Here is a 26,163-nt window from a genome sequence, read left to right as displayed (position 1 = left end):
TTTAACTTTCTGTATTATTTTTATACACGGTTATGTTTATGACTAAATTTAGGCCTTGGCGCAGCCTAATTTTAATAATGATGGTATATTGCAACTTCACGATTTAAGGAAGGCTTCGTACTTAGCAATGAATAACAAACAACTAAAGTTAGCGGATCTAGCCAAGCTTGCTGGAGTATCAACCTCGACTGTTTCTCGTGCGTTAAATGATAACCCATTGATAAAAAAAGAAACTAGAGATAAATTAAAGCAGTTAGCAAAGCAACATAACTTCAGTTTAAATACGGCTGCGAGCCGCCTTCGCTCACAAAAAACCAATGTTGTAGCAGTGATCATAAATTTCGACAGTGGCACTGAGCAATCAATTAACGACCCTTTTTTGCTTAAGGTAGTCGGAGAGATAAACCTCGCGTTGAATAAACAAGGGCTAGAACTTCTGCTCTCAAACTCATTTATGGCCGGTGATGACTGGGCTAATTATTTTATCAATAGCCGTCGGGCTGATGGCATTATTGTGGTTGGGCAAGGCAAAGATCCGGCAAACATTGAAGCCGCCGCTAATGCAGGCGTGCCGTTAGTTGTTTGGGGTGACCCAAAAACTCCCAGTAATTATCCCATTGTAGGCAGTGATAACTTTGTTGGGGGTCGTCTTGCGACTGAACACTTATTAGCAGGTGGCGCTAAAAATATTGTATTTTTGGGAGACCCAGGACATGCTGAAATTGGCGAACGTTACCGTGGTTATTTAGCTGCTCTAAATACGGCTAACGCTATAGCAAACGTAGTGTCTATCGATATTACTAGTAGCGCAGCATACCATGGGATCAACCAATTACTAGTCGCGAAAGGTTTATGTTTCGACGGCATTATGGCGTGCAGCGATATGGTGGCACTAGGCGCTATGAAAGCGTTAAAAGAGCGCTATATCAGTATTCCTAACGATGTTGCGTTAGTTGGTTTTGATGATATTGCCATGGCAGATGTGAGTCACCCATCACTTTCGAGTATTAAACAAAACACTCAGCGAGCCTCAGTATTACTGGTTGAAAAATTATTAGCGCAGTTACAGGGTCAGTCAGCTGAATCACAAGTTGTTGAAATAGAATTAATTAATCGTCAATCTAGCAAACGATAAGCTGATAATCTGTAGGGTGAGTTAATTCAACGTTGAAATTTAAAATGCAAACGTTTGCATTTTATTTTGCGCTACACTATGCTAAAAGAAATCAACATCAGGTTAACGTGCATGAACCCAATAAGAATAACCACAGCGTTGGCGTGTAGCTATTTCGTGTTCGCTATTTTACTCAATAGTGTTGGCACCGTAATTTTACAAGCCATCAATAGTTTTGACATAACAAAAACACAAGCTTCTGTTTTAGAAGGCTATAAAGACCTTACCATAGCAATAGTTTCTTTTACTGTTGCATCATTTATTCCTCGACTTGGCTATAAACTGGCCATGCTTATAGCGTTGGGGCTGGTTGCCTTAATGTGCTTGTTAATGCCCTCAATTGCACAGTTTTATGCGTTCAAAGTATTGTTTGCTGTGATCGGTTGCAGTTTTGCGATTATGAAAGTATCCGTTTACTCGGTTATTGGCCAAGTCACTGATAACGCCAATCAGCACTCAGCATTGCTTAACACCATTGAAGGTATTTTTATGCTTGGGGTGTTATCTGGCTATTGGGTGTTCTCATGGTTTATTGATAGTAGTAATGCGCAAAATACAGCATGGTTGAACGTGTATTATTTGCTGGCTTTGTTAGCGGGTATGGCTTTTATTACAGTGCTTATAGCGCCAATAAAAGTTCCGCAAAAAGCAACATTACGTACCAGTCAATTAGCTGCTTTTATTGACATGCTAACACTCACTTATAAACCTCTAGTGGTTATATTTATTATCAGTGCATTTTTGTATGTGTTGATTGAGCAAGGGGTAGGGACTTGGTTACCTACTTTTAATAATCAAGTACTTAAGCTGCCAGTTGATATTAGTATTCAACTGGCCAGTGTGTTTGCCGCAGCACTGGCGCTAGGTAGACTAGTGGCGGGGCAGATATTACGCGTTATTGGCTGGTATAGTTTGTTGTTAAGTTGCTTGGTTGCTATGGGCGTGCTGGTGCTACTAGTTTTACCGCTGACTCATGAAATTGATGGCAGCCAAGTAACGAGTGTATTTGATGTGCCTTTTGCAGCATACATGCTGCCGCTCATTGGCTTTTTTATGGCTCCTCTTTACCCATTACTTAACTCTGTGATGCTCAGTGCGTTAGCCGCTCACCAGCAGGCAGCTATGACCGGACTTATCGTGGTTTTTTCAGCATTAGGCGGCACCACTGGTTCAGTAATTACCGGCTTCATCTTTGATAAATTTAGTGGCCAACATGCCTTTTATCTTACCTTGATCCCAATTAGCTTGTTGTTGATCAGTGTAACTTTATTTAAAAAAATGACAGTAAACTTAGGCGCAGTGCCAGAAAAAGGAACGATATGAACTTTGTAAATAGCCAATTATTTTTAGATGTGCAACTGGCGGCTATATTTAGTGACAGTAAAACTTTTGCTGATGCGATTGCTAATGATAGTTGGCAGTTAGCATGCGACCTTTACTTACGCGTTAAACCACTTACTACACCACAGTTAACAGAATTTGTAGCACAGCATTTTACGTTTGAATCAACACAGCTCCCAACTCAGCAAAGCAACAGCGATAGTGTGCAAAGCTATATTGCCAATTTATGGCCGTATTTGCATCGCAATGCAGACACAGCTAAAGCCAGCTCTTTATTACCACTTAAACACAGCTACATAGTACCGGGTGGGCGCTTTCAAGAAATATATTATTGGGATAGTTATTTTACTGCGTTAGGTTTGCAAGATATTGGCGATATAGACAGTATCGAAGCCATGCTTGCTAATTTTATTGATCTGCAAAATCGTAATGGTTGTATTCCCAATGGCAACCGCAGTTACTATAGTTCTCGCTCGCAGCCTCCTATTCTAGCGCTGATAGTTGATTTAATTTGGCAAGCAAAATACTGTAAAAATAGTGACTTTGCATGGTTAACTGATTGCGTTGTTGCCCTTGAGCAAGAATATACATTTTGGATGCAGGGGGCAGAGCTACTGAGTGAGCAAATATCAAGCCATAAGCGTGTAGTAAAAATGGCAAATGGTGCATTACTTAACCGTTACTGGGATGATCAAGCAACACCACGGCCAGAATCACTGCGTGAAGATTTGCATGATGCCTCATTACTTCCTGAACAGCAAAGAGCTAATTACTATAGAAATATTAGAGCTGCGTGCGAGTCTGGTTGGGATTTTAGTAGTCGCTGGCTGGGTAATAATAAGCTTACCAGTATTCAAACCACGGATATTATTCCTGTGGACCTCAATAGTTTACTTTATTACCTTGAAAAACAGCTGGGTCATTACTTTGCGGTATTAAACAATACAAATAAGCAACAGTATTTTGAGCAACAAGCAGCTCAAAGACGTGCGGCAATTAATCAGTATTTATTCAGTACTGATATGGGGTTTTTTGTTGATTTTAATTATCAAATCCAGCAACAATCTACAGTGCTGTCGCTTGCCGCCACCGTCCCATTATTTGTCAATTGTGCTAGCGAAGAGCAGGCGGTGTTGGTTAAAAATAAGCTTATGAGTGACTTTTTAAAACCAGGAGGATTAGTAACAACCCTCAATGAGACTTCCCAGCAATGGGATAGCCCTAATGGCTGGGCACCACTGCAGTGGTTTGCTGTACACGGATTTCACCAGTATGGCTTTGTTGCAGATGCAAACACCATCATGAGCAATTGGTTACAGATGATAGAAAACAGTTTTAAAACCGACCACTGTCTACTCGAAAAATACAATGTTTATGAGCCTGAAAATAGAGCTGGAGGTGGCGAGTACAAAGTGCAGCAAGGCTTTGGCTGGACCAATGGAGTTACTTCTCGATTTTATCACTTAATAAAATAACGTAATAGCCAAGGATTGGCTTTAAAATTGTTTAGTCGTTATGCATCAGACATCTAAATTTTCATTCTTTTGATAAATCAGATGCAATATAACCCCCATCTTTGTTATTAGCATTGAAGATAGGTGTCATTATAAGTTTGTTCCTTATACTGAACATGGAATAGCGGTTTAAAGGAGAGAGTAATCGTCTGCTAATACACTCCTACAAAACAGCTAAGAGTGATTGTTATCAGCCAATTAAGCAAAGATATTTAGCGATGTTGCTGCTCTCTTTTTAGCGTGAAATAAAAGCTTTTCATGAGTATATACATGGTTACGGCCAGCTATATTCATACTTTTCAATAGTATAAAAGCATGATGTAGCTAAGGTTTTAAAAATTACAGGGGATATTGTCAATAATCGCTTGTGATGCTACCTGGCCAAATAATGCTTGTGTTATTGCATCTCCTGGTAAGGTATCGCTAAACGTTAATAAATCGGCTGACTTCCCTGTTATGGTTTCATACAACACCAATGAGGAAAGCAACTTACCTAACATTGTTGCATGATTCCCGTCAGCCTGATGAATGGTTAACTCAGGCGATATTTCGAAGGCTTGATTCCATGCTAACCCTACAGGGGCCACACAACTATGTTGCTCTTTAGCAATATCTACATGAATACCGTGTACGTAAATTGCATCTTGTGGCTTTCCTGCCAGTGGATGTTCAGGAAAAAGAATTGGCGTGGCACCTATCGCTTTTGCTCGTTGTATCCAAGTTACAGTGGCATCGATAGGATAAAATTCCGACTGGCTTTGAGAGTATTTTTGCCCTTGTAAAATAACATGGGTCCATTGTTTATTTTGTATTGTTTCAATAATGCTTTCGTTATTAACGATCGTGTCGAGAAATGCTCCATTGCGAGTGTCAATATTTACCGTTTTATTGGCGTCACCATGAGAAAATATTTCTGTTAGTAAAGATTCAATACCGGCTACATGGCTATTACCAATAATTAGAATATTATAATTACTTAATTCTCTGTTATTGGGGATTGGTAAATTATCCGTTGATTTTATTGGCTCACTAGTGCCATTTCCAGCAGGGATGGCTGCTTCTGATGTGGGAGTCGACCCCCCACACGCACACAGCATAAGTATTGCAGAATAAATAATTAGGTTTTTTCTCATCATTCCCTCGATAGTTAATAGTTATTTTTTTAGTGTGGAATTTGGCTTGATGTATCCTATTTTTTTGCCACTTTATTTAAATTTATTATAAAACTCGTCAGTTATGGTTGTCATTTTGCAATTCAATGTGGTGTTTTTTCGCTTCATTATAAACAATGCATAAACTTGTACTCATCAAATCAACAGCAAAGATAAAATTATATCGCTGTTAAAATCATTTGATACGGTGTTCCAATTACCTGCAGTGCCTTTAGAAATAGTTTAAAACAATGCGTTAAAGTCTAAATCTTTTTGTTGAACATTTTCATCATTAGCAACACCGTAAAAACGATGGTGCACTGCATATAGTCACATTCCATTTACATTACCACCAAGTTTGAAGCAAATAAAGTAAATATCTACTCCTTGGCTACCGACATTTAATAAACAGATACTGAAACGTCTTGTTTTAGGGCCGTTGGCATGTGGCTCTTACTTTCGCGTTAAACTACTCACAAGAGCGAAATTAACAGAATTAGTAACGTAGCATTTTTACATTCGTATCAACCAAGCTTCCAGCTAAGCAAAGGATCACAGAGGCCAGAATCATTGCGTGAAGATTTAAAGTATGCCTAATTACATCCTGAGCACCAACGAGCTAGTTACTATAGAAATATTAGAACCGCGTGTGATTATGGTTGAGATTTTAGTCGTTGCTGGCTTTGTAATAATAAGCTTATGAGTGACTTTTTAAAACGAGGAAGATTACATCCCTCAATGAGACTTCCCTGCTATGGGATAGCCACAAATGCTCACTGGTGCTAGAAAGTACTTTTAATACTGACCACTGTCTACTCTAAAAAAGTACAGTGTCTACTCTAAAAAAGTACAGTTTTTATTGGGCTTTAAATAGGCTAGAGCTGGCGAGTACAAAGTGCAGCAAGGCTTTGGTTTATAACCTCACGATTTTATTATTTAATCAAACCACAAGTTAATAATAAAGTTTTGATTTAAATCATTTTTATAGCTAAAATGGATTAGTTAAAAGGTGCTTGATAGTCAAGCATCTAGACGTCTAAATTTTTTATTCTCTTTATAAATCAATAGATTTGAGTGAAATAGGTTGAACATTGGAGTTGTTTTAGGTATTGTAAACAAAATGTTTCAAGGACGAGATGCAATGATTCAACCAACCTCAGTATTTATCAAAACCGTTTTTAAAATGCCTGTCCGTTCGCAGTGTTATCCATACTTAATTAAAACGTTAGATGCATTTTTTAGTAAAGTAAAAATGGACGACAGTCTACCCCATAATGACAACCGCAATGAGTTTGATCTTTTCTTAATTGATAGCAGCGGCTGCAATTGGCAAAACTTAATACCAGCAGACTTATTAGCCTTAGCCAAAGTGAAACCTGTGATTGTGTTTAATGCGCATTCTGACGCTATTTGTGAAAAAAACTTGTTACTTAATAATTTTAAGGGAGTCTTTTATAACAATGACCTTCCTGAGGACGTATTTACCGGATTAATGCGGATCATTAATGATGAGCTCTGGTTCAGTCGCAAGATTATTTCTTCTACATTTAATGAAGTGCTCGCGATGGTAAGTCATTATGATCATCAACCTAGCAGTGATGCTGGTAGTGAACATCAAGTGTTAAAAAGCCTGACTAAACGAGAAAAATCAGTGGTTTATTTACTTGCGCAAGGTGCGAATAACCATAGTATCGCAGAGCGGTTAAATATCAGTGATCACACCGTAAAAACACACCTTTATAGCGCATTTAAAAAAACAAATTCACGAAATCGTATTGAGCTATCTAATTGGGCACAGCGATATATGGCGGTACGATTACCGTTGCATGACTAACAGATCAACCATAATATGCACCCAATTATAACCAGTAGGATGGAGCATCAGTAACTGCATATTTTGTGATATTGTTTCAGGTAAAGCACCTTGTGACCCTGTTTGGGAGGATGAAAGCATTTAGTATTTCTGACTATCTATCCAAATACAAAAGGAGCAACTGTGGTTATTCCTAAGCAGCACCTTAGTCGTTATGCTTTTGCGCAATCTGATGAAGTACTTGCAAAGCTGATTGTAGCCACTCAAAAGTTGCTCTTATTTTAGACTCTGCGCTAGAGGGAGGGGAGAACAGGTATGTTTTTGAAATTTATATTCTCACTATTGTGAAAGAGCCGACGACAGTGAGCTCGCTGCTTTTGCCAAACAGATCAGAGAGTACGCATAACCTTTGTTTATATAATACTCAATCGGTAATTGCAGCCCTAATACTCTTCATACATTACGTTGGTTTTTGATTGGTGCTATATCGGTGCTGGTACACAGATATAACACCTGTTATTGCTATTTTTGTATCTCATGGTTAGCTATAGAATAAGCTAACCAGAAATCAGAATCGTTATGCCAGCGTTGATAGACGTTAATTATCAACTACGCTTTGTTGCCCATATGCCTTTATCAATGCCTTTGATGACTAGATCACTGAGGGCTTTTTCAATTGCTTGGGTTACGCAAATACTCATCGGTTCGTTATCACTAAAACCCGCTTCGGCTTCGGCTAAACGTTTATAACTAACATAACGGAAAAACCCTGCGCGCATTTCTTGGCTGAGCACTTTTTTGCTGGTGGCTACGGACAATAATACTTGCCCAGTACGCACGTCTACGGCACGTAAGTAAATAGAGATAGCATCTTCGCGGTAGAGTTCTGACGCGCCGATGCCAAAATATTCCATGCCAAAACCACCGGTTTTTACATTGGTGTCGTAGCTAATTATACCGCCTTCTAAAATGATTTTAGCGGTGGTCAGTGGTGGTAATTCAACAGCATTTGGCTGTTCGGCTTGGGCGGCACGAATAATTTTTCTTTCAGTCAGAATATTTTGCAAACCTTCACGTTCAACCGGAATAAACCAATCAGATTCGTGTAGCGCTTGTATTAAGATGGAATTAGCCCCTTGAGTGACGGCGGTTGAAAATGAACTAACATTGCCTTGCGGTTTATATTGGCCCGTTTGATCACGAAAAGAATATACCGATACGGCGATACTGCCAGCAGGTGTTGGTAACTGTTGAAGTGCTTTAAAGGTTTCAGTGGGGGTTAAACTTGCGGCCAACTGTTGCGAAGGTGGGATCAAATTGCCCATGCTACTGCATGCGGATAATGCCAGGGTAAGTACTGCAATAAATAGCGCTTTCATTTAGCTAAACCTCGGTACTTCAATGACCACGACACTGTTGTCATTGGTGTTGGTTATTCGCACTGTAATTGAATCTACGGTACTGGTGATCACTTGAATTTCGTAATCACCACTTAAAAAAATTGAATCTTGGTTAAAAATACTTTCATCTATATCTTCACCAAAGGCAATATCAGTGATCTCTCTTACCATGCGGTTTAAGTAGGTACGTTCTAGAGAATCTTGAAATTTCTCAGCGTAGCTTTGTTCAATTATTGGTGCTTTATGTTTATTTTGCGCTTGCGCTTTATTTAATAGCATACTGGCATTGAGTGGACTACCTCCGAAACTTGGATTAATGGGGGTATACACAAGCTCTGTTGCAGATACCGATAAGGGGAGTAATATCATTATAGTTGTTGTTATATATTTTCTTGAGTCGGGGGCCATTTTACCATCCATTTTTTGCCATATCGGGCGAAGCTTTATGTAAATTAGAGCGCGCCATCGCATCCATAACACTGTATAAAGCGTGTTCTACACGCTCATCAATAGGCTCCAAGCGACGCCCTAAATAGGTTACATATACAATTTGATTATTCATTACTAAGGTCAGTTTTGTGCCAGCCCGAGGAAGTACGGTCTCTTTTATTTCTATATTAAAACCAGCGGTTGAGGGTAGGTCGCGCCAAAGGTTTGAAAATTCAAAATAAAACTGGTGACCAAAGCGACTAATGCTGCGATCGAGCACTAGGCCATCTATTTCTAATTCGTCAGCGCCTTGAGATAAGTGGCTAAAGGTAGTTAAAAAAAGCAGGCTTAGCGCGGTAATAAGCGTTCTAACTAATGTCATGTTTAATATGGGGGGACGTGCCCCCCAATATCCTTATTCCTGGGTCACAGTTGCTGTGTTGTAATCGCCCACTTGGGTGATCACGACTGAAGTGTTAGAAGCGGTAATAGCACCTTCAACTAAGTTGCCATTGCCTACTTGTGTGACTGTGAAGTTGATGTTGTCACCACCAACGATAAATGCACCCGTATCGATACCTGCTACCATATTCATATCGCCTTGCTGCGAAATATCAATAGAATGGTTGCTGCCTTCCATAACTAAATCAATCGCATTCAGATCGCCACTTTGGCTAAAATCAACGCTATTGTTATTACTATTTAGCACGCTTGCAAAGGTTAATGTTGCTTCATTTGTGCTGCCTAATTGACTAATATTAATGTCATTATCGTTTGAATTAAGCGATGTGTCAGGGTACGAAGATTGAATTAAAGCGGTATTCATGTCACCGGCTTGAGCTAAATCAACGTCGTTGCCTTGACCATTAAAATTAGCGATGTGAGCGCTGTTTTCGTTACCAATTTGAACGCTTGAGAATTCATTGTCAGCGCCAATTGTGCCCAAGTAGGTCTCGTTCATTGAGCCATTTTGCATAACAGTGAGTTCATTGTTATCACCTAATACATCAGCCCCAACTTGATTATTATCTTGTTGTTGATCAACCGAAACTTGATTGTCATTACCGGCAAATAACTCAGATGTGAAGGTATTGGTATTACCTTCTTGATCGATTGATAGGGTGTTTTCGTTTCCTTCAACACTTGCAAAAGTCGCAGTATTTGAATCACCCGCTTGTTCGATGTCTAAGCTGTTTTCATCGCCGCGAACAGAAGTAACCGTAACGCCGTTGAAATTACCTTCTTGTGCTATTACTACTTCATTCGTATTACCAACGAGTTCAGTAAGTGTAAAAGCGTTAAACAAGCCGTTTTGAGTAACTTCAATGGTGTTTTCGTCACCACTAATAGTTGCCAGCGTTGCTTCATTTAAAAGGCCTGCTTGAGATGCGCTAATTTTGTTGCTATTACCTTGCAAATCCAAATTATAAAACCAATGGCCGCCATCTTGCTGAGTAACTGCAATGTCGTTAGCATCACCTTGAACTACGTTAATCGCTTCGTTATTAATACCAAAAAAGCCCGTGCCAAACTGCGCAACATTGACTGAGTTATCATCGCCTGTTATGTCTGATAGAGCGCCATTAACTTCACCATCTTGGCTGTGACTTAGGGTGTTGTTATCGCCTATTACGTACGTTAAAGACAAGTTTTGAATTTGTTTTTGATCAACATTAATGCTGTTGTTATCGCCTAAACTTGTTACGTTTGCTTCAAGGCCATCACCTTGTTGCGTGACCATTACATCGTTACCCATACCTTGCAATGATGTTTGTTCAATAGTGAGGACATTGCCTACCGCAGTAGTTGACACTTGACTTGCTAATACAGAGGTTGATTGGTTTTTATCGTCGATATTTGCGTGTGCAACAAAGCTTGAACTTAATGCAACTGCGATTGCACATGTCAATAAAGATTTATTTAACTTCATGATTTTTCCTTAACTTATAATTATTAGAGCAGTCATTAATGGGTTGTGGATACCTTAATGTTCTGCATAGTTTGTTCGGCATGCCTTGCCGATTTAAGTTTTGTGATATCAAGAGCAAAAAGCTCACTCATACAAAAGTGAGTGAAGAATTATATTGATATGCAGTGTTGTGTTTTATGCAATTAATGCTTTTTTACTTACGCACTGCTACCAATTGACGGTTAACTTTATTGTGTAAACGTAATATTCGAAATCATCTCTTTTTATGATTTTTAATCTACTTTCTTTTCAACTACTTACTTGTTTTAGCGCCGTAATCAGCTTGGAATGTTGAATAATCTGGTAATAAAAGATGAGGCGAGTAAGGCATCTACTGAGCGCTAATTACTCATAAAAACGATTGTGTTGTTAATAAATTGACCGTTAAAAACAGTGTTAAAGACTGGTTTTTTAGTAATTTATTGAATTTTTCTTGTCTGGTTTAGGTTTTCTCTGTCATTTATGGTGCTTGCCAGTGATATTTCAAAAGTAGTGAAGTTAGCGAAACTTAGTAACAAAGCTAAGTTAATATTTCTAACTATGGATACAAAATATGAAAACTAAATTATCTATTTTAAGCTTGGCTATTTTGCCATGTTTAGCTGCAGCACAAGTAACAACCATTGCTGCAGAGCCTTCAGCACGAGCTTCTCAAGACTCATTGCTCGTTATGTATAAAAAAGGCACTTCTGTGGCAATGCGTAGTCAAGCCCGCAGTTTAGTAAAAGCTAAAGTAAGTGATTTAAATAAAGATGGTGTTGATGACAACTATTCGTCGATTTTATCTGGTCGTCTAGCTAAGTTTGAAGTAACTGGCATGAGCACCAAGCAAGCAATTAAATTACTGCAAACACATGCAGCGGTTGAATATGTTGAGCCAGATTATCGCGTGAGTATTGCTACGGCTCCCAATGACCCTGATTTTTCAAAGTTGTGGGGATTACACAATGAAGGCCAATCTGGTGGGACGGCCGATGCGGATATAGATGCACTCGAAGCATGGTCAATTACAACAGGTGGTAAAGATGTCGTTGTGGGCGTTATCGATACTGGTGTAGATCACAGTCATAGTGATTTAACGGCAAATATGTGGATAAACCCGAATGAAATCGCAGGCGATGGCATCGATAATGATGGTAATGGCTACATTGATGACGTGCATGGTATTAATGCCATTACAAATGTTGGCGACCCAATGGATGACCAAGGTCACGGTACGCATGTCTCAGGGACAATCGGCGCTGCAGGTAATAACAATAATGGTGTTGTGGGTGTTAATCATGAAGCGGCGATTGTTGGTTGTAAGTTCTTAGATGCATCAGGCAGTGGCTCTACATCCGACGCTATTAAGTGTATTGACTATATGGTGAGTCTGAAAAATGCGGGTGTAAATGTTCGCGTACTAAATAATAGCTGGGGCGGTGGTGGCTTTAGCCAAGCGCTTGCTGATGCGATAACCGCCAGCGAACAAGCTGACATTTTATTTGTTGCCGCTGCAGGTAATGACGCCGTTGATAATGACCAAAATCCACATTATCCATCCAATTATGAGCATGAAAGCGTGTTGTCAGTGGCCAGCACTGATCGTAACGATAATATGTCAGACTTTTCACAATGGGGTTTAACCAGTGTTGATTTAGGTGCTCCAGGGAGTGCTATTTTATCAACCGTACCGGGTAATGGTTATGCAACTTACTCTGGTACATCAATGGCCACACCGCATGTTGCGGGTGTCGCTGCTTTGGTACTATCACTCAATCCTGACTTATCAACAAGTGAGCTTAAACAGCTGCTTATGGATAGTGGCGATGATAATGCACAACTGGCAGGGAAGACCGTATCGGGCAAACGCTTAAACGCTAATCAAGCTCTTGAGCAGGCAGACCCTACACCAAGCTTTAAGCTATCTGTTACACCAACAGCTCAGCAGATCACTGCCGGTGAAACGGCAACATATACATTTGAAATTGGCTCAATTGCCCAGTGGCAAGGGGTTGTAGACCTTGAATTAATTGGCGATTTAGCTGGTGCTAGTTTATCAGCAAACACTGCAACGCCTGGTGATGTGGTGATACTTAGTGTGCCAACTCAAGAGTCAACACAATGGGGGCGCTATGACTTTAGCGTAAATGCATCTTCTGGCGAGTTGGCTAAGCAGAAGTCAGTAAGCTTATTAGTTGATCCTGTTGGCTTAAATGATTTTACCTATACGAATGATACCGCAGTAGCAATCCCCGATAACAATGTTGACGGTGTTGATTCTGTGATCACCGTAAATGATCCACTGACTGTTTTTGCAACTCAAGCGAGTATTGATATTTCACATACTTACATTGGTGATTTAATCGTTACGTTAACCTCGCCTAGAGGAACAAGTTCTACATTGCATAGTCAGTCAGGCGGTAGCGCAGAGGATATAGTACAAAGCTACTCTTTAGCTGATTTTAATGGCGAAGTGGCAACGGGTGATTGGGTATTACATGTTGAAGATACCTATGCGGCAGATACTGGCACACTGAATAATTGGTCACTTACATTTAGTGCAATTGGTGAGGTAACCCCGCAGCCACCACAAGCTGATTTTGACTATGATGCACAAGCTTTAACAGTCTCGTTTACGGATTCAAGCAGCGATGCAAATAACGATATTACACAATGGAGCTGGGACTTTGGTGATGGTGCAACTTCAACAGATGCAAATCCAGTTCACGCTTATGCGCAATCAGGTAACTACCAAGTAACATTAACTGTAACCGATAGTGAAGGTAATACTGATTCGTCAGTACAGACAGTGGTTGTGAGTGATGTTGCAATTGCGTTGAGTTTAACCCGCGCGAATAAAACCCGCTTAAACACTATGCGTGTTGATCTTAGCTGGGAGCAAGTGGGTGCTCAATCACTTAATGTATATCGCAATGGTGAGTTTGTAGGAACAACGACTGATAACGGCCGTCACCGTGACTTCTTACGTAATGCAACTTTGCCAGCCTATGATTACCAAGTTTGTGTTACAGCAGATGTATGTTCAAATATCGTAACAGTGACATTTGAATAAGTGCACTTAACATTTAAATAATTCCCCGTGAAGTCCCAAGCCTTGCTGTTCCCCTGCAAGGCTTTTTTATTGCCTACTATATTGTTCCTGATAGTTAAACTCTGCACTTCAAACATCTAATAATATTATCAGATAGTCGTATTGTGGATCTTAACAGGCTCTGCTAACGTTCAACGATTACCCATAGTTTGAAATTCGGGGCGACTGACAACGCGCTCTATATTACAAAAAGAGAAACGTGCTTATGATCATCTTTTTTATCTGCCTGACTATTTTAATATTAGGTTACAAGTTCTACAGTCCCTTTGTAGAAAAACAAGCTGGTATGGACGCCACCATTGATACACCACAAAAACGTTTTAGCGAAGGTGTTGACTATGTTGCAATTCATCCTGTTCGTGCGTTTTTAATTCAGTTTTTAAATATTGCAGGGGTAGGCCCAATATTTGGCCCTATTCTCGGTGCTCTATATGGACCAATTGCTTTGGTCTGGATCGTACTCGGTAATGTATTAGGTGGAGCTGTACACGACTTTTACTCAGGTGTTATGAGTATCAAAGAGGATGGTAAAAGCCTACCAGAAATTGCAGGTAAATATTACAACGTTGTATTTAAAGGCTTTATGTTAATATTTACGGCGATGTTACTGTTTTTTGTCGGCGTGGTATTCATAATGAGCCCCGCTGGATTATTAAGCAACTTAGACGTATTTAAAGATACTATATTTGCCAATAATACCTTTTGGGTTTTGGCTATTTTGGCTTATTACTTTTTAGCTACTTTACTGCCAATTGATAAAATCATTACTAAATTTTACCCTGTTTTTGGTTTATTAATGATTGTGATGACGGTTGCAATTGCTGTATCACTGTTAATTAATGCGCCGCATTTACCGGTAGCTGGTGATTTTTTAGCGTATTTTGAAGCTGATCATGCCCATGACTTTTTAACTCCAAATCCAGATGGATTACCTACGTGGCCGTTATTGTTTATTACCATAACCTGTGGTGCTATTAGTGGTTTTCATTCTACGCAAGCACCAATTATTGCACGTTGCCTAACTAACGAAAAATACGTTCGTCCAGTTTATTATGGCGCAATGATGTGTGAAGGTATTGTTGGTTGTGTATGGGCATTAGCGGGTATTGCTGCTTTCCCAGAAGGCTATGCAGGTTTGAAAGCAATGCTTGATTTAGGCGGCCCAGGTTTGGTGGTTAACCATATAGCAAACAGTTATTTAGGTGTGTTTGGTGGTATTATGGCGATTATTGCAGTAGCAGTATTCCCAATTACCTCAGGCGATACGGCGTTTCGTTCACTTCGTTTAACAGTGGTTGATGCGTTTAGTATTCCGCAAAGTTTGCGTAATCGTTTATTGCTAGCAATCCCTATTTTAACGATTGCCTACTTTATGACTAAGCTTGATTTCTCTGTGATTTGGCGCTACTTCGCATTCTCAAATATGCTGCTTTCTACGAGTGTGTTATGGCTTGCGACCAAGTACTTATTTGACCGTGGAACATTTCACTGGATTGCCAGTGTACCTGCAGTCATCGCTACAGCAGTGACCTTGTCATACATAATGACTGCGGCAATAGGGTTAAACTTATCAAGTGATTTAGGTAAACCGATTGGTGCAGCAGTGGCGGTAATAGGCTTTATAGTACTAGCGATAGTGCATTCAAAGCATAAAGTGCGTGCAGTTTAATAAATCGTAATCTTAATAATGTAAAAGCGAGCCTTGTGAAGGCTCGCTTTTTTATGTTTAATCGAGTTGTAATTTAGTTAATAGCTTTATCAACTTTTTGATCACTAACCGTTCAGGCAAACTATTAGCCGTTAAAAAGTAGCTTGCTCAAAGTAGCGAATATCATCAAGGGTGTTGCTGATCATCATTGCGCCCTCTAATAAACTCACTGTTTTAATCGCAGCACGTTCAGGATTAAGCTCTCCATTTATTTTATGTGCTTGAGTTAACCAGACTAAATTTTTAATGAAAAAGCGTTTTACTTCATCGCGCACTTTATCAGGAAGGCTGTCACTTTGTGCGCCAAGTAAGCCACATAAACACATTTTTTTATCCATCACTAACGCATTTCTAAATAATTGCGTGTAAATATCGATTGGATTTTTACCGTTTGCTTTATGTGCCTCCGGTTCGCCAAGCACAGCGATAAAGGCATCAGTGTATTGATGCGCGAGTTCAGCACCTAAATCAGCTTTGGTCGGAAAATGATAATGCACACTCGCACTTTTAATACCAATTTCATTCGCCAACTCTCTAAAGCTAAAATTGCTATAGCCACCAAGTCTAACCTTATTTTCTGCTGCTTTTAACAGGGCTGCTTTTTTTGTCATTTTAAAACTTCCTTCATATCGCTGCAAAAAATTATCAACCAGTAGGTAGTTATTTTCAAGCTCTTTTATTTTTAGTTTGCAAAGATCGAGATCTTAATATAAATTACCTATCAGTAGGTAGGTTGTTTAATCTTGCCAATATTAGTTCAAACTGTGGTTAAAAATATAAAGAGATAATTATGAAAATTTATGACGTAGAAAACTTTCCTAATCCATTACGTGTACGTATTGCACTTGCTGAAAAAAATGCGACTGACAAAGTAGAATTTGTTGCTGTTGATTTATTAAATGGTGAGCATCGTACTGAAGCCTTTTTAGCTAAAAACCCCTCAGCAGGCGTACCTGTTTTAGAGCTAGATGATGGAACGTTCATAGCAGAATGCACCGCGATTACTGAATATATTGATACCGCTTTTGCAGGCCCTTCATTAACCGGTGTTGAGGCAAAAGAACGTGCGGTGATTAATATGATGCAAAAACGTGCGGAGTCAATGGTACTTGATGCTGTAGCCAGTTACTTTCATCATGCAACGGATGGTTTAGGCCCAGCGCTTGAAACCTATCAAAATGTTGCTTGGGGAGAAAAGCAAGGTGAAAAAGCGCGCCAAGGCTTTGTTTATTTTAATAGCGTATTAGCTAACTCTGCTTATGTTGCTGGTGAGAATTTCAGTGTTGCAGATATTACTTTATACGCCGGTCTGGTGTTTGCAGGCTTTGCAAAAATAGCTATTCCTAGTGAGCTATCACATTTAATAGCATGGCAAGAAAAGGTCGCTCAGCGTCCAAGTATTGCTGTTTAGATATGGAGTCAAATATGAAAATTGCAGCTGATTTTAGCGTACGTGTTGTTGTACATAGCGAATCGTTAGAATGGATAGCCTCACCGATGGCGGGTGTTGATAGGCGTCCACTTGATAGAGTGGGCAATGAGGTTGCACGCGCAACCAGCATTGTACGTTATGCGCCAAACAGCCATTTTTCTGCCCATACACATACCGGCGGTGAAGAATTTATTGTGCTTGAAGGTGTTTTTCAAGATGAACATGGTGATTTCCCCAAGGGCTATTATATTCGCAATCCGCCTGAGTCAAAACATACACCAAGCTCTGAAAATGGGTGCGTTATATTTGTGAAATTATGGCAGTTTCAGCCAGAGGATAGAGAGCATGTTCGCTTGCAAACTAATACCATGTGCAGTGTTCCTCACCCTGAGTTTAGTAATGTAAATGTAGTTTCTCTTTATAAAGATGCCTTTGAAGAGGTGAGTATTTTTGCATTTGCACCTAACAGTGAAATATCGTTAAACGCCTTAGGTGGGGGCGAGCTTTTAGTTCTTGAAGGCTCGCTTGAAGAGCAGGGCGATACATTAGTAAAGCACAGCTGGTTAAGAGTGCCGCCTAACAGCGAAATTAAAGCAACAGCAGTCAGTGAAGGAGCCAGAGTGTGGCTTAAAATCGGTCATTTAACAGATGTTGAAAATCAAATAGCACGGCTTAAAAATGCATAATTAAGCATTTAATTAAAATGGGCACAATAAAAGTGATGTGCCTGTTTTTTGATCTACTTCACTATTAGTTACTAAGCTATCACCTATACTCAATGCTCATATTATTATGGAGTTCGGGTTATGGTAAATTTAACACACGGCTTATCTATTGGTATTGAGCGCTCTGGTTGCGAGTTTTTTTTAACCTTAAAAGCTATAGGTACACTCACTCACAAAGATTATGAGGTGATCACGCCGATGATTGACTCTGCGCTTGGCGAAGTTAAACATCCTATTGTTAATGTACTCATAGATGGTACTGAGCTTGATGGCTGGGAACTTAGAGCCGCATGGGATGATTTAAAACTTGGCTTAAAACATAACAAAGAGTTTAAAAAAATAGCCATATACGGCAACAAGGACTGGCAATCAACCATCGCTAAATTAGGCAGTTGGTTTGTATCAGGTGAAATTCAATATTTTGAGAACGCCACTGCGGCTTTAGAATGGTTAAAAAGTAATGATGAAGAAGCGGATGCTTAAATAAAGGCCATAATCGGCTTTTATTTTTAAAGTATTTATATCAATTCGCTTAATTAAGTGATCTATTTTGAGGCTGGAAAAACGTGTTGATAGCTAGGCAAAAAATTTGCTATTTAGTTGTTCTAAATGAGAATTTTTTAACGCAGATAGCGACACGTTTAGCCTCGTAAAATGATTAAGTATTATTGCGGATTGGTATTATACCTCTTGAAGTGTAGGTAATGCGGGAAATGCCCCCTTGGCTAAGCAGGCTTTAGAGCCACAACGCAAACCAAAACTTAAAGCGTGTTTTACTAGGTGTTCATTATTAATTTTTTCGATAAGCGAGCTATTTTCATCGGTGTGATTTAAATAATATAACACGCCTGCAATAAACGCATCACCGGCACTGGTAGTATCCACAGCATTAATGATTGGCGCCGATTCATTTAATATAAACCCTTTATGGTAAACCATTGCCGGTGCAGGGCCATCGGTTAAAAATACCAATTTTACACCTATATTTAAAATAGACTGTAAGTAATCATCAGGTGCTTGCTGTGTTTGCTCAGCTAAAAAGTTCAGCTCATCACGCGATAGCTTAACAATGTCGCAATAGGCATAACACGCATGTACATTGTGTTCAATGTCATTGCTATTTTGCCACAAGCTATAGCGTAAATTTACATCAAAGCTAACGAGTTTATGGTTGTTTTTAGCCAGCTTTAAAGCACACACGGTGGTGTTTGCAATGGCTGGATTGGTTAACGTGTTGGAACAAAAGTGTAGGGTACTCAATTCATCCCATTTGATATGGCTTAAGTGATCACTCGTTAACAGTAAATCGGCGGTATTGTGGCGATAAAAATTAAAGCTGCGTTCACCGGTTTCATCTAAACTCACAATAACCATGGCCGTTTGAGAGTCTTTAATCGTAAATAAGTACTCTGTACTTACTTTATATTGCTCAAGCGATTTACTTAATTGTTTAGCAAAGTAGTCATCACCCATACCGCCACAAAAAGCAGCCTTGCCGCCTAACTTTGCATAACCTACCGCTACATTGGCAGGGGCACCTCCTGCAATGGGCAAATAAGCACTGTTTTGAGAATCTTGTGGCAGCATATCAATAAGTAGCTCGCCGAGGCTAAGTAATTTGGTCATAGTGTAAATCCTAAAAAACCCAGCAGAGCTAGGTCAAAATTCAAGGGAGAATTATTAAAACTAATTAAAGTTAGTGTAACAATCGCTGAAAAACATAGCTTCAGCGCTTGTTACACTAAAGATGGTTAGTTAAACGCGTATTTAAGCGTTATTGATGTTGTGCGGCCATTAATAGTACGGGCGCGAATAATGTTATTATCTGGAATTGAGCCTTCTTCAGCTTCTGTAATACCTACCGTATCGAATAAGTTATTTACATTAAGTGCAATATTAAGGTTTTCAGATAAATCGTAACTTACAAAGCCATTTACTTGAGTGTAACCGTCAAATTTAAGGTCGTTATTGTCTTGAGCGTAAGCATCAGTAGTACCAATAAAGTTGACACCGGCAGCACCTTTATCAAAGCTATAACGAGCCATTAAAGAGTAGATTAAATCAGCTTGGCGGCGTGGCGTATTACCTACCACTTCAGGTGTAAGTGCATCCTTAGCAATTTCTGCATCTGTCCATGTTAAGTTACCACGAAAATCCCATGCATCGATGAAGTAAGTTGATTCAATTTCAATCCCTTTTGCTTCGTACTCACGGTCAAAAAAGGTTTGCGATGTTGCTTCAAAGTTTTGCTCTTCTGTTTCTGCATAAAACGCTGTTGCAAAAACTGAGAGTGAATCAAAACGTTTTTTAACCCCAAATTCATACTGGTTTACTTCATCAACGGCATCTTCATCAGCAACCGAACCGTCAGCGCGTACTTTACCAAATAAAAGTCGGTCAGCATTTGCGCGGCCACCTTTACTCAGTCTTGCAAATGTCGCAAGGCTTGAATCTATTTGGTAGTTAGCCCCAATTGAATAGGATGCATAATCCCAATCGTAATTTACTGGGCTAGCATTTGCGGTATCAATGCCTGCTACATTTTGTTCAGGAACTGAAATCACTCCATCGCGATTCATATCGACCGTTGAGGTAACGGCACCTGCATAGTTGCCGCGTGCTTCACCACTATCGTAACGAGCACTGGCATCAATACTTACATCACCCACTTTTGTTGAAAATGAAACGTACGGGGCGCGGGTATCGTATTCTGTATCGTAATCACGCTGACAACAGTTACCCCAAAAAGGCGTTCCGTATGCATATAAACCATTTTCAGAAAACGCTGTACCATCAGCAGCTGTTACATTTAGTAGCGCCGCATTATCGCCCTTAAGCTCCATTAGGTAAGAGTTCCATAACCATGACATAGCAATATTTTGCGTTGAAGCATAGTAACCAAACGTAACGCTTGTATCATCGCTTAGTGATTTAGTTAGTTTGAAGTCGTTCACAATAGAGTCAAAGTCGTTCATTGTGACGTCAAACGTATGAATACGCATGGCTAAATCGTCATTAAATGCAGCTCCGGTATTTGCATTACTAAGCGTTGCACCTGCGCCGCCAATACTTTGTGCAATAGCAGTCGCGCTGCCTACTTCAGCAGGAATAAGTGAATTAAAGTTACCGCTAACAGAGGATTTACGAAAACGGTTTTCAATACGCCAATCGTTATCTAAGTCAAATACGGCTTCAAAACCCACTGAGTCAACTTGCGGGTTCATGCCATCGCGAATATCGCCGCTACTAATTTGATTTTCGCCATTTAAACGCACTGTTTTAGTAAATAATGCCGAGTGTGGTGTATCCGATTGTGCGTCAAACCCAGGGATTGAGTCACCATTTGCATACATTGGCATTGGTAAGTAACCCACGCTTTTGTCATCTAAATGTTTGTAATAAAGACGCACGTAACCGTTTTCAAAGTCTTTGGTAAGGTTGGCTTTAATTTGCCCACCTTTATTTGATGTGTAACCTGTTTCACGCGGGCCTTCACCTTGGCGCACAAAACCACCTACATGAAAACGTACGCTATCACTAAGGTAAGTGCCGTATTCAAAGTCTGTACGAATAGTGTCGTAATCAAGGCCCAGTGTTGTAGAAACACTGCCTGATTCATTTTCACCATTTTTAGATATAAAGTTAATTATGCCGCCCGGTGCATTACTTGCTGCAGTCGAGGCCGAACCACCACGAATTGATTCGATAGTTTGTACGGTATTATCTAGGCGCATAAATATATCAGCGTTACCAAAAGCAATATCACCGTATTGCATAACGGGTAAACCGTCTTCTTGTAATTGTAAAAACTTAGCACCACCAGAGGCCACAGGTAAGCCGCGTACAGCAATGTTTGCGTTACCTTCACCGCCGGTTGATTCTGAGCGTACGCCCGGAATAATTCTAAACGCTTCAGCAGTTGAACGCGGTGTAGATACTTCAACTTGAGCAAGCGATAAACTGCTCACTGATGAGCTTGATGCCATAATGGTTGTACGACGTGGTACACCGGTTACAACGATAGTCTCAAGACCTTTGTTAGCTTGCGCTTGTGTGTTTTGCTCTTGTTGTTGTGCATAAACGCCTTGGCTTACAGCCAGCGCTAAAGCACTGATTAAATATAAAGGTGTGTTGTGTGTTGTCATGGTTACGCCTCGTTGTGTTGAACCCAATTGGATTTGTATTTTTACTTAATCGATTAAGTAAAAATAACAAATATTTTACAAGAAGCAAATTATTTTGTGCTTAATTTGCTCTTTTTTTATTCATTCATTGATTTATAAAGTATTTTTTATTGTCTTAGAATATAGGTTTACTCAGTTACAGGGTTATCTTGCTGTAAAGCCGTTGCTGATGGATCTTTAAAATAATTAAACAGCATAGCTAAAAATAAAATGACAGCAAAGCCCGTAGCTAAATAAAAACCGTAACGCACATGGCCAAAGTAATCGCTGATCATACCCATGAACAAGGGTGCTAAAGCCGCCGAAAGTGCGGTAAAAAATAATATCACGCCCGCCACAGCACCGTGCTGTTGCACTGCAAAGCAGGATATACCTTTAGAGTTTAAAGTCGGATAAACCATCGACATAAATAACCCCGAAAGCGGCAATAAACCCACAGCCCAATCAACGCCACCGAATAATGTACCGACATAACACAGCGCAATGCCTAAGCTTAAATAGGCCATAACACCTTGCCAGCTATAGCGGTTTAGTAACCATACGGCAATAAATCGCCCTGCGGCACGCAGTACAAAAAATATTGTCAATGCATAGGTTGCAAGTAGTGGCCAAGAGCCAGTGTAATCTTTTAACAGCGTAGGCATCCATACATAAATAGCAACCTCCGTGGCCACATAAAGGGCAATTGCCAGAGAAAAACCTAGCGCATACGGATTTTTGATCATTTTCATGGTGGTGGCAAGCGAAGTGGGCTTTGCTGTGGTTTTTACAACGGCTGGGTAGTCTGCACGCCACGCTAGTAAAGCGAGAATTAAACACATTACACCTGCAATAATGTACAGGTAAGTCCAGCTTACATTTTGCACCAGTAAGACGCCTACTAGAGCTGGCCCTACAATGGCGCCTATGCCAAAAAAGCCTTCTACCTTATTCATCGTTTTAGTGTGATCTTCGTTACTATGTGAAATATCACCAAGTAACGCAAGCGCACCCGTTTTAAATAAACCAATGGCTAAGCCTATGCAGCAAAGTAGCAATAAAAAGAAGGTAAAGCTGGTGCTAAACGCAAACAAGAAACAGCTCGCCGAAAATATTAAAAGGCCTAGCATGATGGTTGTTTTACGCCCTAAACTGTCTGCTAAAAAACCTAAAAACAATCCACTAAAAGCAATTAGCGCCATAGGTGCATAATGGAACGCGCTTGCTTGGGTCATGCTTAAACCAAACTCTTTAATAAGTTCAGGTATGATCATGCCCACCGCATCAGAAGTCATGGCAAACATAAAAAACATCATATATGTAAGCCAGCGTATTTGTTGCAACGGATCGCTGCTTACGTGTGTGTGTGATTTTGTCATGTACTTTTTCCTCGTTAAATGCTCAGTTAACACTTAGTAAGTCAGTTAGTTACTTATTGTAGTATTACGTGAGCCACGATTTTTGTATGTAAAATTATTAAAAATTACTTGTAAATTCTTACTTGCTAGTTAAAGATATATCTTAATCGATTAAGTTTCAACATGGTAATCACACAATGATGAAGAATAAAGTTCAATTGATCACATATGCTGATCGAATCACTGGCCAAGATATCAACGCATTGACCGCACTTTTAAATGGTCCATTACACGGCGTGTTCGGAGGTGTCCACCTATTGCCATTCTACAATCCAATTGATGGTAGTGATGCAGGCTTTGACCCTATTGATCATAGTGCCGTGGATGAACGGATCGGTACTTGGCAAGACATTCAAGTGTTAGGAGCAGACTATGATCTGATGGCCGATTTGATTGTGAACCACGTATCGGCGCAATCCTTTCAGTTTCAGGATGTACTAGCAAAAGGTAAAGCATCACCGTTTTGGGATTTATTTTTAACTAAAGAAGATGTCTTTCCAAATGGTATGAGTGACGCCGAGCAAAAAGCGATTTATCGCCCGCGCCCTGGCAGTTGTTTTACTCCAATGCCATGTGGCGATGGTCAAACGTATGATTTTTGGACCACGTTTACCGATAATCAAATCGACATTAATGTTAAAGTTGCTGCGGGCGTTGCGTATTTAAATAATGTATTAACAAAGTTCTCTGCTAATAACGTTAATATTATTCGTTTAGATGCGGCGGGTTACGCGATTAAGCAAGCTGGCACAAACTGCTTTATGCTAGATGAAACGTTTGATTATTTAGATAAGTTATCGGCGCAAGCTAATGCATTGGGTATGGAAACAATTGCTGAAATTCACAGCCATTATCAAACTCAAGTTGACGTCGCAAAGCGGGTCAATATGGTTTATGACTTCGCATTACCACCATTGATTTTGCACAGCTTATTTACCAATAATAGTGATGCACTTGTAAAGTGGTTAAATATTTCACCACGTAATTGCTTAACAGTACTCGATACCCACGATGGCATTGGTATTATTGATGCGGGTCCAATGGGTGATAAGCCAGGATTATTAAATGCAGCGCAAATTGATAATCTAGTTGAAACTATTCATGCAAATAGCAATAACCAAAGCCGCCAAGCAACTGGGGCTGCTGCCAGTAATGTCGACTTGTACCAAGTAAATTGCACTTATTACAATGCGTTAGGTGCAAATGATTTTGACTATTTAGTTGCGCGCGCGATTCAATTTTTTGCACCCGGCGTACCACAAGTTTACTACGGTGGCTTATTCGCAGCTGAAAATGATATGGCGTTACTAGCAAAATCAAATGTAGGTCGTGATATTAATCGTCCATATTTAGATGCTGATATCATTGCGCAGTCTCTTGCAAAGCCTGTTGTACAGGGATTACTAAAATTAATTGAGATACGTAATACTCACAGTGCCTTTGCAGGTGAGTTTAGTGTTGAAGGTGATGACAATAGTTGTGCTTTAAAGTGGCTATTAAACGACAGTGAAATTGTCCTAGAAGTTAATTTTTCACGTCGCGAAGCGTTAATAATTGAACGCACTGGGAATGAGCAAATACTCACCTCACTAAATGATTTGTTAAATTAAATTAAAACTTACAATCAGTCACTTATCAGCCACTATGACCTAACTGTAATTGGTAGTTGATAAGTGCTTTTTGCTCTTCTTTGCTAATAAATAAATTAGCTGCTAACGATCCTTTTTCTTCACTATTTTGATGAATTGTTGTTAATGTTGGCATAGAGCGCTGCGCTTCATCAATGCCATCAAATCCAACAATTCGCAATTCTTGGGGTATTTTTATACCTATTTTAACTGCTTCGCGAATTGCCGCGAGGGCAATAAGATCACTCATACAAAGTAATACATTGGGTCTAGGTATGCAGTTGAGCGCCTCTTTTGCTGCGATGCTTGCATAACGTTCGCTACTTTCTGGAATATTCCAAGTTCTATCGTCACCTAAGGTAATGTTAACTTCGCTTAATGCTTTTTGATAACCTCGTAATCTTTGATGTGCAATTGATTGACCGGCTTCGCATTCATGATGCTCATATACACGACACAATACATTTTCATCTAATAACCGCAGTCCCAATATAGCGACCTGATCAGCACTGCTTTTTAATACGTGTTTAGCCACTTCATAACTAGCTTGTTCGTTATCTATGTTTACTGAGGCATTACGATCAATATCAAAATCAACGGTAACCACATGTTTGGGTACAATTTTTAATTGATCTACAAGTGATTGATTGCGCGGACGACCATAACAAATAAAGCCATCAACAAAATCTAATACGCTGTTAAGGTTTTGACTATTTCCCGAAAATAATAATAAGTTAATATTGTTTTTTTCAAGGATAGAAGCCACACCACGCATAAAACTACTGGCCACAGGATCCGACACCATATACTCAATACTGTCAGGTAATACCAGCGCAACAATATTAAATTTACCACGGCGTAATGATTGCGCTGCTTTATTGGGTCCAAAATAGCCAAGCTCTTTACACGCCAATAAAATAGACTCGCGACGACTTTTTGATAGTTGATCTGGACGATTAAATGCATTTGAAACGGTGGCGTTAGAAACGCCTAATTCTTTGGCGATGCTTTTTAATGTCCAATGTTTTTTTTGGGTCATACGACTTCTCATGATAGTGAACGCGATTCACTAATAAATTACCATATTTCACGCTAAATCAAAGTGTTAATTATATTGTAGCGTGTATAGCAAGTTACGTAATTAGGTATTAGGAACAAGAATGAACTAGAAAGTGGTTGTTATTAATAATAAAGTACTGGCTTT

The 26,163-nt window shown here is 39.7% G+C and carries 20 protein-coding genes; 10 read left to right on the top strand and 10 right to left on the bottom strand.

The window, feature by feature from the left end; translation table 11 throughout:
- Window positions 1-127: 127 nt before the first annotated feature.
- The 3 genes from H5180_RS01005 to H5180_RS00995 all read left to right on the top strand — a co-directional run bounded on the left by H5180_RS01005 (window position 128) and on the right by H5180_RS00995 (window position 3,990).
- Window positions 128-1,135, top strand: coding sequence for a LacI family DNA-binding transcriptional regulator (locus tag H5180_RS01005; protein ID WP_182733941.1), 1,008 nt, complete (start codon window positions 128-130; stop codon window positions 1,133-1,135).
- A 111-nt stretch (window positions 1,136-1,246) separates the two neighbouring features.
- Complete coding sequence (locus tag H5180_RS01000) at window positions 1,247-2,497, top strand: sugar MFS transporter (RefSeq protein ID WP_182757478.1); 1,251 nt, start codon at window positions 1,247-1,249, stop codon at window positions 2,495-2,497.
- Complete coding sequence (locus H5180_RS00995) at window positions 2,494-3,990, top strand: trehalase family glycosidase (RefSeq protein ID WP_182757477.1); 1,497 nt, start codon at window positions 2,494-2,496, stop codon at window positions 3,988-3,990. Before H5180_RS01000 ends, H5180_RS00995 begins: the two co-directional genes overlap by 4 nt.
- 371 nt (window positions 3,991-4,361) lie before the next feature.
- Here the strand turns inward: H5180_RS00995 and H5180_RS00990 are convergent, their stop codons facing one another.
- Entirely contained in the window at window positions 4,362-5,165 is an 804-nt protein-coding gene (locus tag H5180_RS00990) for a hypothetical protein (RefSeq protein WP_182733945.1), read from the bottom strand.
- 1,156 nt (window positions 5,166-6,321) lie between these two features.
- Between H5180_RS00990 and H5180_RS00985 the strand changes: the two genes are divergently transcribed.
- Window positions 6,322-7,014: a response regulator transcription factor gene (locus tag H5180_RS00985; RefSeq protein ID WP_145234532.1), complete on the top strand. Its 693-nt coding sequence runs from the start codon at window positions 6,322-6,324 to the stop codon at window positions 7,012-7,014.
- A gap of 584 nt (window positions 7,015-7,598) precedes the next feature.
- Here H5180_RS00985 and H5180_RS00980 read toward each other — a convergent pair.
- The 4 genes from H5180_RS00980 to H5180_RS00965 are packed head-to-tail and all read right to left on the bottom strand — an operon-like array spanning window position 7,599 to window position 10,752.
- Window positions 7,599-8,372, bottom strand: coding sequence for a CsgG/HfaB family protein (locus H5180_RS00980; protein ID WP_145234530.1), 774 nt, complete (start codon window positions 8,370-8,372; stop codon window positions 7,599-7,601).
- The gene (locus H5180_RS00975) at window positions 8,373-8,813 is read right to left on the bottom strand and encodes a curli assembly protein CsgF (protein ID WP_182757476.1); all 441 of its coding nucleotides are present in this window, start codon (window positions 8,811-8,813) and stop codon (window positions 8,373-8,375) included.
- Window positions 8,803-9,204: a curli production assembly/transport protein CsgE gene (locus tag H5180_RS00970; RefSeq protein ID WP_145234525.1), complete on the bottom strand. Its 402-nt coding sequence runs from the start codon at window positions 9,202-9,204 to the stop codon at window positions 8,803-8,805. Before H5180_RS00970 ends, H5180_RS00975 begins: the two co-directional genes overlap by 11 nt.
- Before the next feature lie 33 nt (window positions 9,205-9,237).
- Entirely contained in the window at window positions 9,238-10,752 is a 1,515-nt protein-coding gene (locus H5180_RS00965) for a curlin (protein ID WP_145234523.1), read from the bottom strand.
- A 592-nt stretch (window positions 10,753-11,344) separates the two neighbouring features.
- Between H5180_RS00965 and H5180_RS00960 the strand changes: the two genes are divergently transcribed.
- Together H5180_RS00960 and H5180_RS00955 are read left to right on the top strand one after the other, a co-directional pair.
- Window positions 11,345-13,846, top strand: coding sequence for a S8 family serine peptidase (locus H5180_RS00960; protein WP_182757475.1), 2,502 nt, complete (start codon window positions 11,345-11,347; stop codon window positions 13,844-13,846).
- Between the two features lie 244 nt (window positions 13,847-14,090).
- Window positions 14,091-15,554, top strand: coding sequence for a carbon starvation protein A (locus tag H5180_RS00955; RefSeq protein ID WP_145234518.1), 1,464 nt, complete (start codon window positions 14,091-14,093; stop codon window positions 15,552-15,554).
- 131 nt (window positions 15,555-15,685) lie between these two features.
- Here H5180_RS00955 and H5180_RS00950 read toward each other — a convergent pair whose 3' ends face one another.
- Entirely contained in the window at window positions 15,686-16,204 is a 519-nt protein-coding gene (locus tag H5180_RS00950) for a TetR/AcrR family transcriptional regulator (RefSeq protein WP_145234516.1), read from the bottom strand.
- A 179-nt stretch (window positions 16,205-16,383) separates the two neighbouring features.
- Here H5180_RS00950 and H5180_RS00945 point away from each other — a divergent pair, with 179 nt between their 5' ends.
- The 3 genes from H5180_RS00945 (at window position 16,384) to H5180_RS00935 (ending at window position 18,233) form a co-directional block, all read left to right on the top strand.
- Window positions 16,384-17,004: a glutathione S-transferase gene (locus H5180_RS00945; protein WP_182757474.1), complete on the top strand. Its 621-nt coding sequence runs from the start codon at window positions 16,384-16,386 to the stop codon at window positions 17,002-17,004.
- Between the two features lie 14 nt (window positions 17,005-17,018).
- On the top strand, window positions 17,019-17,711 hold the full coding sequence (locus H5180_RS00940) for a cupin domain-containing protein (protein ID WP_182757473.1): 693 nt from the start codon (window positions 17,019-17,021) through the stop codon (window positions 17,709-17,711).
- Window positions 17,712-17,831: 120 nt separating this feature from the next.
- On the top strand, window positions 17,832-18,233 hold the full coding sequence (locus H5180_RS00935) for an STAS/SEC14 domain-containing protein (RefSeq protein ID WP_013463012.1): 402 nt from the start codon (window positions 17,832-17,834) through the stop codon (window positions 18,231-18,233).
- A gap of 198 nt (window positions 18,234-18,431) precedes the next feature.
- On the opposite strand, the gene H5180_RS00930 is transcribed toward H5180_RS00935, so the two are convergent.
- The 3 genes from H5180_RS00930 to H5180_RS00920 all read right to left on the bottom strand — a co-directional run bounded on the left by H5180_RS00930 (window position 18,432) and on the right by H5180_RS00920 (window position 23,292).
- A complete protein-coding gene (locus H5180_RS00930) occupies window positions 18,432-19,376 on the bottom strand; it encodes a carbohydrate kinase (RefSeq protein ID WP_182757472.1) in 945 nt (314 codons plus the stop codon).
- 125 nt (window positions 19,377-19,501) lie between these two features.
- On the bottom strand, window positions 19,502-21,895 hold the full coding sequence (locus H5180_RS00925; protein ID WP_182757471.1) for a TonB-dependent receptor: 2,394 nt from the start codon (window positions 21,893-21,895) through the stop codon (window positions 19,502-19,504).
- A 167-nt stretch (window positions 21,896-22,062) separates the two neighbouring features.
- Entirely contained in the window at window positions 22,063-23,292 is a 1,230-nt protein-coding gene (locus tag H5180_RS00920; RefSeq protein ID WP_149981806.1) for a sugar MFS transporter, read from the bottom strand.
- Window positions 23,293-23,468: 176 nt separating this feature from the next.
- Here H5180_RS00920 and gtfA point away from each other — a divergent pair, with 176 nt between their 5' ends.
- Window positions 23,469-24,941: a sucrose phosphorylase gene (gene gtfA, locus H5180_RS00915; RefSeq protein WP_182757470.1), complete on the top strand. Its 1,473-nt coding sequence runs from the start codon at window positions 23,469-23,471 to the stop codon at window positions 24,939-24,941.
- A 25-nt stretch (window positions 24,942-24,966) separates the two neighbouring features.
- Here the strand turns inward: gtfA and H5180_RS00910 are convergent, their stop codons facing one another.
- Complete coding sequence (locus H5180_RS00910) at window positions 24,967-25,998, bottom strand: LacI family DNA-binding transcriptional regulator (RefSeq protein WP_145234500.1); 1,032 nt, start codon at window positions 25,996-25,998, stop codon at window positions 24,967-24,969.
- Between the last annotated feature and the right edge of the window lie 165 nt (window positions 25,999-26,163).

This window comes from Pseudoalteromonas sp. SR41-4 (assembly GCF_014163985.1).
Taxonomy (GTDB): domain Bacteria; phylum Pseudomonadota; class Gammaproteobacteria; order Enterobacterales; family Alteromonadaceae; genus Pseudoalteromonas; species Pseudoalteromonas rhizosphaerae.
This window is presented reverse-complemented; position numbering and strand designations above follow the sequence as displayed.